This window comes from Terriglobales bacterium, assembly GCA_035561515.1.
Lineage (GTDB): Bacteria > Acidobacteriota > Terriglobia > Terriglobales > Acidobacteriaceae > DATMXP01.
In genome coordinates this window covers 82520-89658 of record DATMXP010000020.1, presented here as the reverse complement: position 1 = coordinate 89658, position 7139 = coordinate 82520, and the positions used below count along the sequence as shown (strand labels likewise).

At 57.0% G+C, this 7139-nt stretch carries 6 protein-coding genes; 4 read left to right on the top strand and 2 right to left on the bottom strand.

From position 1 onward, the window contains the following. Positions 1 to 440 precede the first annotated feature (440 nt). On the bottom strand, positions 441 to 836 hold the full coding sequence (locus tag VN577_09145) for a hypothetical protein (GenBank protein ID HWR14982.1): 396 nt from the start codon (positions 834 to 836) through the stop codon (positions 441 to 443). Positions 837 to 938: 102 nt separating this feature from the next. After that, entirely contained in the window at positions 939 to 2312 is a 1374-nt protein-coding gene (locus tag VN577_09140; GenBank protein ID HWR14981.1) for a DUF1015 domain-containing protein, read from the bottom strand. A 278-nt stretch (positions 2313 to 2590) separates the two neighbouring features. Here VN577_09140 and VN577_09135 point away from each other — a divergent pair, with 278 nt between their 5' ends. The 4 genes from VN577_09135 to VN577_09120 all read left to right on the top strand — a co-directional run bounded on the left by VN577_09135 (position 2591) and on the right by VN577_09120 (position 7139). Beyond that, the gene (locus VN577_09135) at positions 2591 to 3682 is read left to right on the top strand and encodes a VWA domain-containing protein (protein ID HWR14980.1); all 1092 of its coding nucleotides are present in this window, start codon (positions 2591 to 2593) and stop codon (positions 3680 to 3682) included. Between the two features lie 28 nt (positions 3683 to 3710). Further along, positions 3711 to 4793: a VWA domain-containing protein gene (locus tag VN577_09130; GenBank protein ID HWR14979.1), complete on the top strand. Its 1083-nt coding sequence runs from the start codon at positions 3711 to 3713 to the stop codon at positions 4791 to 4793. A 123-nt stretch (positions 4794 to 4916) separates the two neighbouring features. Next, positions 4917 to 5861 (top strand): cysteine synthase A, encoded by a 945-nt coding sequence (cysK, locus tag VN577_09125; protein HWR14978.1) that lies wholly within the window; start codon positions 4917 to 4919, stop codon positions 5859 to 5861. Between the two features lie 105 nt (positions 5862 to 5966). Continuing rightward, a complete protein-coding gene (locus VN577_09120; GenBank protein HWR14977.1) occupies positions 5967 to 7139 on the top strand; it encodes a PLP-dependent aspartate aminotransferase family protein in 1173 nt (390 codons plus the stop codon).

Genomic DNA, 7139 nt, shown 5'->3' with positions numbered 1-7139 from the left:
GGAGAAGAGGATGAGGTTCCGCCACAACCCACCATGATGAGAAGTAACAACGCTAGAACAACGAAAGCTACATGGGCCTTAAGAAAACTGCTATTCCGCATTACAATCCTCCCACTCCGCTGGAGCGAAGGCTCTCGTCTGAGACGTAAGACGATTTTCATTGAGAGCTCACAATAACTCCAAAGTTTCCACAAGAAAAAATTAACTCCCGAGGTTACTTTAGTCCCTAAACGGGAATGGCCGCTAGATTACAAACGACACTGGACCATCGGACGGTCCGTGGTGACCCGCCCTTTTTACACGCTTGCGGTGGAGAAGCCTCCGAGCATCTGTGGCTATTTGGACACCGTCGGGATTCTTCGTCCCGGGCATGCGCCCTCCGCTCAGGATGGCAGGCGTAGGCGGGCGATCTGGCGAGGGGGCGACAGAGACGAAAGACTTCAGTGGTGTTGCTGGATGCGTTTGTAGAGCTCGCGGGTCATGTGAACGGGATTGTTAATCCTTAGCTGGTCGGGTTGGAGCCCGAAGGGGGCAATTTTGGTTTCGCTTCGGGTGTCACCGACGAACTGTACTTGTGGCGAGCAGTCCTGGTTGCAGGCGCGTCTGTCGGGCCAGCGTGAGCATGAGGTGATACGAATCTCTTCGTGTCCAGCGAAACGAGTATGGGCAGCGAGTTTGGCATCGACGGTAATCTCGGCCGGTTTTTCAGTTTCAGGGCAGAGGATGTAGAAGGGGCTGCGGAATTCCCATTCGGCCATCTTGTACCAGACGATCGCGGCGGCGACGAAACAGACAGCGCCAATCATGAAGGCGACGATTCCAACGGTGCTGAGCATGGCTATACCCCCTGATCTTAGGCGAGATATAGCCCAATGGACGGGCGAAATCAGTGACAAAAGATACTGTCGCTGGTGACGCCCTGAAGGTTGAGTTTTCGGTTATTCGAGCGGGTAGATGGTGAGCCCGCTGAGCAGCTTGGGGTAGAAGTCGGTGGACTTCTGCGGGAGCACGCCTCCGGCGAAGGTGATCTCACGGAGCTGGTCCATTTTGACGGGGTTCATGAGGAAGGCGACATTGGCGCCTTCGCGGACACGGGCGAGGGCTTCGGAGGCGTCGCGATGATAGGAGATGTTCTCCTGGTTGCGGATGGATTCTTCGGAGAGTCCGAGGACGTGCTCGAGCAGGACCTTGTGGAGGTGGACGACGTCGAGCTGACGCTGAAGCGCAGGAACGTCTTTCAGGATCGAGTCTGCCGCGCCGGGGCGGGCGTGGAGGAGGAAGCAGGCGTCTCCGGAGTTGGCGAGCAGGGTGGTGCCGTGGCGTCCGGCTTCGTGCAGACGGTTGGCGAGCTGGTCGCAGGAGCCGGAGGCGGGGACGACTTCGAAGTACTTGCGCGCGCTCTCGAGGAATTTCTCGCGGTCAAAATTCGCAAGGCCGTGAACGACACGATGGGTGGGGAGGATCACCAGACCCTTCGAATCCATGTTGACGAAGGTCATCATGACGAACTCGTGGGGCGCATTCGCACCCTTTCCGGCCGATTGACCAGCCAGGCGAGATTCGTTCCGGTAGTTGAGGGCGGTTTCGTAGCGGTGGTGGCCATCGGCGATGATGAGTTTCTTGCCGGCCATGCGGTCCTGAACGGCCTTGATTACGTGCGGATCAGAAATGCACCAAACCCGGTGCAACACACCGTATTCGTCGGTGAGGGCGATATCGGGCTCGACGGCCATGGCGGCGTCAGCCTCAGACTGACGGGTGCCTCCGGGTGAAACCGCCAGGGTGAAATTCTCAAGTAATAGATCAACATCTCCGGCTGGATCGCTGTAAAGCATGAAGATCTGGCCAAAGTGGGCGCGAGTGGCGCGGAGGAGGTTCAGGCGATCGGACTTGGGCTTGGCGAGGGTTTGCTCATGACGGAAGACGTCGCCATCGGTGTAGTCGTGGATGCGACCCAGGGCGATGAAGCCACGGCGCTCAAACTCGACCGGGCCGGCGGCGCCAACCGCTGTGCCAGGAACGGTGAAGCGCTGAGTGTAGTAGTAAAAGGACTCGCGGGCTTCAGGGCGGAGGACGCCTTCCTTGCGCCACGACTGGAAAGAGTCGGCGGCACGGGTATAGACGTTGCCGGAGTCGGAGTCGCCCGGTTCAGATTTGCCGAGGATGATTCGGACAAGGTTATAAGGGCTGGCGGCGTAGTACTTGTCCTGCATGGCAGGAGAGATTTTGTCGTAGGGCTGAGTAACGACGTCGGAGGGCGCAACGCGGTTGGTGTCGTAACGGAGGGCGCGGAATGGTTTGATATCTGCCATGGGCCTAGATTGAGAGTACCGATTGTACTGAAAAACGTACATGAAAAACGGGAGGGTAATGCAGGACGGACAGTCAAAAGGGAAAGGGCGGATATGAACGGCAGAGGAGGCGAGTTGAAATGCTTATTAATGTGGACCTTAATTCGGGAAACTTTGTTACGAGCAGCGTCATCTCAGGAGGGGTAGAGAACGTTTCTACAAGCTCTGGATTGACAAAAAAGTGACAACGAAGAGTCTCGTGGAGTGATACCATTCGAGACAGCGAATCTGAGGAACCTATGACCCGGAAGACGGGAAAAGTCGGCGGACGATACCGCTGCTGGTTGCTTCAGAGGCTCTCGCCGGACGTGAGGACTGGACGAGAGTATCGGGAGACACGAGTGCTACGCTACCTCGCCGCCTGCACGCTCCTATTCTTTGGGTTATCCCTGGCCATCGCACAAACCAACGACGAAGTACATATTCAGCCGCGAACGAACTCATCGGCACAGCAGATGCCGAAAGGGGGCGTGGATCCGACATTAAAGACACACACACGTCCCATGAAAGTGGATGTGGACCTGGTGCTGGTGCCGGTGACGATTACAGATCCGATGAACCGCCTGGTAACCGGGTTGGAGCAGGACAACTTCGAGCTGTTTGAAGGATCGGACAAGCAGGAGATCAGGCACTTTTCGAGTGAAGATGTGCCGATTTCGCTGGGCGTGATTTTCGATGTTTCGGGCAGCATGGCGAACAAGATCGAAAAGGCACGCGAAGCCGTGGTGGAGTTCTTCCGGACAGCGAACCCGCAGGATGAGTTCTTCATGGTGACGTTCAACGATCGTCCGGTGCTGCTATCGGATTTCACCGAGTCAGTGGAAGACATCCAGTCGAAGATTATTTTCGCGAAGCCGGAGAAGCGCACAGCGTTGATGGACGCGATCTACATGGGTCTGCATCAGATGAAGAAGGCAGACCGGCAGAAGAAGGCGCTGTTGATCATCAGCGACGGTGGTGACAATCACAGCCGGTATACTGAAAAGGAAATCAAGTCACTGGTAAAGGAAGCGGACGTCCAGATCTACGGCATCGGAATTTACGATTCTTCGCCGACGACGCCGGAAGAAAAGATGGGTCCAGTTGTGCTTTCGGAAGTCTGCGATGTTACTGGTGGCAGGGCATTTACGATAGATAATCCCAACGAGTTGGCGGACGTGGCTACAAAGATTGGAATAGAGCTGCGCAACCAATATGTACTCGGGTATCGTCCAAACAAACCAGCGCGCGATGGGAAGTGGCGGAAGATCAAGGTAAAGCTGAATCCGCCCAAGGGGCTGCCGCCGCTCCACGTTTATGCAAAAACGGGCTACTATGCACCTTCGGACTAAATTCCCAAAGCTAAGTTCTCTTATTTCTATGTTCGACATGAAGGGTGCCGCTTCGGCGGCACTTGTGTTGTTTCTTGCCACCGGATTGCTGGCACAGGTTCCTCCGCCGGCAACCCAGACTCCAGCGAACCAGCCTCCCACAAACCAGCAGCCTGTGAATCAGGCTCCCACGAACCAGCAAGGCGACGCGCCCAATCAACCGGGCGACACCGTACAGGTTCCAGCCCAACAAGGTCAGGCGCCGAGCCGAGAAGACGATGGAGTGTTCGTCTTCAAGAAGGACGTGGAAGAAGTCCAGTTGCACGCAACGGTGGTGGATGACAAGAAGCGTCTGGTGACGGATCTGGCACGGCAGGATTTCGTGGTTTACGAGAATGGCCAGCCGCAGAAGATATCGTCTTTCGATCGTCGCGATGTGCCTGTGGCACTGGGCATTGTGATTGATAACTCAGGGTCGATGCGAGACAAGCGTCCGGCGGTGAACCAGGCGGCGATCAACCTGGTGAAGGCGAGCAATCCGAATGACGAAGTGTTCATCGTGAACTTCAACGATGAGTACTACCTCGATCAGGATTTCACGTCGAACCTTACGCTGCTCAAGGAAGGGCTGGAGAAGATTGACTCGCGCGGCGGGACTGCTCTGTACGATGCGGTGGTTGCATCGGCCGAGCACCTCAAGAAGAACGCAAAGCTGGATAAGCGAGTGATTCTCGTCGTGACTGACGGCGAGGATAATGCGAGCCGGGAATCGCTGGAGCAGGCGATCCGGAAGCTGGAAGCTGAAGACGGGCCGACGGTGTATTCGATCGGCATTCTAGGTGAAGAGCGGCAGAAGCGCGCACGACGTGCGCTCTCGACGCTGGCCGAGAGAACCGGCGGCATTTCGTTCTTCCCGAGAGACATCAGCGAAGTGGATTCGATTACGCGTGCAGTGGCGCACGATATCCGCAACCAGTACATCATCGGCTACAAGCCTGCGACCAGCAAAGCCGAGGGCGGCTATCGTACGGTGAAGGTGGAAGCGAAGGCTCCGGGTCACGGCAAGCTGTTCGTGCGCACGAGGACGGGCTATTACGCCGGGCAGGAAAGCGCTTCTGCGGGCGGACAATAGTATTCGAGTAGGTTGAGAGCGGCGCCAGTTTTGGCGCCGTTTTTGTTTGGGCGGTGAACGAAATAAGTTCGTACGAGCGTTCGTTGACTCGTAAGAAATCCTCTCGTAACCTGTACAGTGCCCATGAAAACGCAGGAAGCGACGCGGCTCCGAGTTGCCGAGAGCATCACCGAGCTCGTAGGCGAAACCCCACTCCTTCATTTACGGCGGCTGGTGCCGAGCGACAGTGCCGACATCTACGTCAAGCTTGAGTACCTGAACCCGGGCGGAAGCATCAAGGATCGCGCCGCCATCGGCATGATCAAGGATGCCGAGGAAAAGGGTGTACTTAAGGACGGAGCAACGATCATTGAAGCCACGGCCGGCAACACTGGTGTCGGGCTGGCGCTGATCGGAGTGAACAAAGGATACCGGGTGATCTTTTGCGTCCCGCAGAAATTTTCGAAAGAGAAGGTCATGATCATGCAGGCGCTGGGTGCGGAAGTAATCCGTACGCCTGACGATGAGGGCATGGCCGGAGCGATCAAGCGTGCGCGCGATCTGGCTGCGAAGATTCCGAATTCGTATCTACCGTTGCAGTTCGAGAACCAGGCAAACCCGGAGTATCACTATCACACCACGGGTCGCGAGATCGTGGAGCAGATGGGTGGCCGGGTGGATGCCGTGGTGATTGGCGCAGGCACCGGCGGAACATTCAGCGGCGTGGCGCGATATGTGAAGGAGCATTGTCCGGGAGCGATTGCGGTAGCGGTGGAAACGCAGGGATCGGTGCTGGGCGGTGGGCCTCCGGGCGATCACAAGATCGAAGGCATCGGAGCAAGCTTCATTCCGTCGACATTTCACGGGGACCTTGCAAACGAGATCATCATGGTGAAGGATCCGGACGCGTTCGAGATGGTGCGTCAGTTGGCGCGGCAGGAAGGCGTGATGGCCGGATCAAGCGCCGGTGCAAATGTGTGGGCCGCGATGCAGGTGGCGAAAAAACTCGGTCCCGGCAAGCGCGTGGCGACGATTGTGCCAGATTCGGCGGAGAGGTATTTGTCGAAGAACATCTTTGAGACGTACTGATCGGGTAGACGGGTAATTGGGATTGGGTAATCTAAATGCGGCTTCGTGCCGCATTTTTTGTGGGTGAGGAAGAAGCAGTTCACATCAGAAAGATCAGAGGCAATCATGGCTAAGAAGAAAGAGATATCCAAATACGGTTTTTCTACCAAGACGATTCACGCTGGCGGAGAGCCTGACATCGAAACCGGCGCCGTCAGCGCTCCCATCTACGCTACCTCCACTTACGTCCAGGAAGAACTTGGGAAGCCGAAGAAGGGCTACGAGTACGCGCGAGTAACGAATCCGACGCGCGATCGTTTGCAGGAGAACCTTGCTGCTTTGGAAGGCGGAATTGCCGCGCGCGTGTTTTCCAGTGGCATGGCTGCGATTACCGCTGTCTGCCTGATGATGAAGAAGGGGGATCACCTGCTTTGCGGGGACAACGTCTACGGCGGCACGCCGCGCCTGTTCAACCAGGTGATGACGAACTTCGGCCTGGAGTTCTCGTACGTCGATACGTCGGACCTGCGGGCCACCGAGCGCGCGATGCGCAAAAACACAAAGTACGTTTGGCTGGAGACACCGACGAATCCGCTGATGACGATCAGCGATATCGAAGCCGTCGCGAAGATCGCGCATAAGCGCGGAGCCGAACTGATTGTGGACAACACGTTTATGTCGCCGTTCTTCCAGCGCCCGATCGAGCTGGGGGCGGACATGGTGATGCACTCGACGACCAAATTCCTGAACGGCCATAGCGACGGCCTGGGCGGCGTGATCGTCTGCACGACGGCGCAGCAAGCGGAGCAGCTGGCATTTCTGCAGAAAGCTTCCGGAGCCATCCTGTCGCCGTTTGAGTGCTTCCTGATTCTGCGTGGCGCGAAGACTCTGGGTGTCCGCATGGAACGGCATAACGAGAACGGGCAGATCGTGGCGGAGTTCCTGAACGATCACAAGAAGGTGAAAAAGGTGTTCTACCCGGGACTGCCGGAACATCCACAGCATGAACTGGCGAAACGCCAGATGGGTGGATTCGGCGGAATGGTGACGTTCGAGACGGGTTCGCTTGGAAATGCGAAAAAGCTGCTGAAGCGGGTTGGACCTGTGTGCTCGCTGGGCGAATCGCTGGGCGGAGTGGAGACGTTGATTTCACATCCGGCGACAATGACGCATGCGGCGGTGGGTGCCGCGGGCCGGAAGGCGATCGGTATTACGGACGGCATGGTGCGAATTTCGGTGGGAATTGAGGATGTGGCGGACATCGTGAAGGAACTCGACGAGGCGTTATCCGCAATCTAG

Bases quoted from the DNA above. Each gene is read 5' to 3' on its own strand.
- VN577_09145 (HWR14982.1), bottom strand. From the start codon at position 836: ATGCTCAGCACCGTTGGAATCGTCGCCTTCATGATTGGCGCTGTCTGT.
- VN577_09140 (HWR14981.1), bottom strand. From the start codon at position 2,312: ATGGCAGATATCAAACCATTCCGCGCCCTCCGTTACGACACCAACCGC.
- VN577_09135 (HWR14980.1), top strand. From the start codon at position 2,591: ATGACCCGGAAGACGGGAAAAGTCGGCGGACGATACCGCTGCTGGTTG.
- VN577_09130 (HWR14979.1), top strand. From the start codon at position 3,711: ATGTTCGACATGAAGGGTGCCGCTTCGGCGGCACTTGTGTTGTTTCTT.
- cysK (HWR14978.1), top strand. From the start codon at position 4,917: ATGAAAACGCAGGAAGCGACGCGGCTCCGAGTTGCCGAGAGCATCACC.
- VN577_09120 (HWR14977.1), top strand. From the start codon at position 5,967: ATGGCTAAGAAGAAAGAGATATCCAAATACGGTTTTTCTACCAAGACG.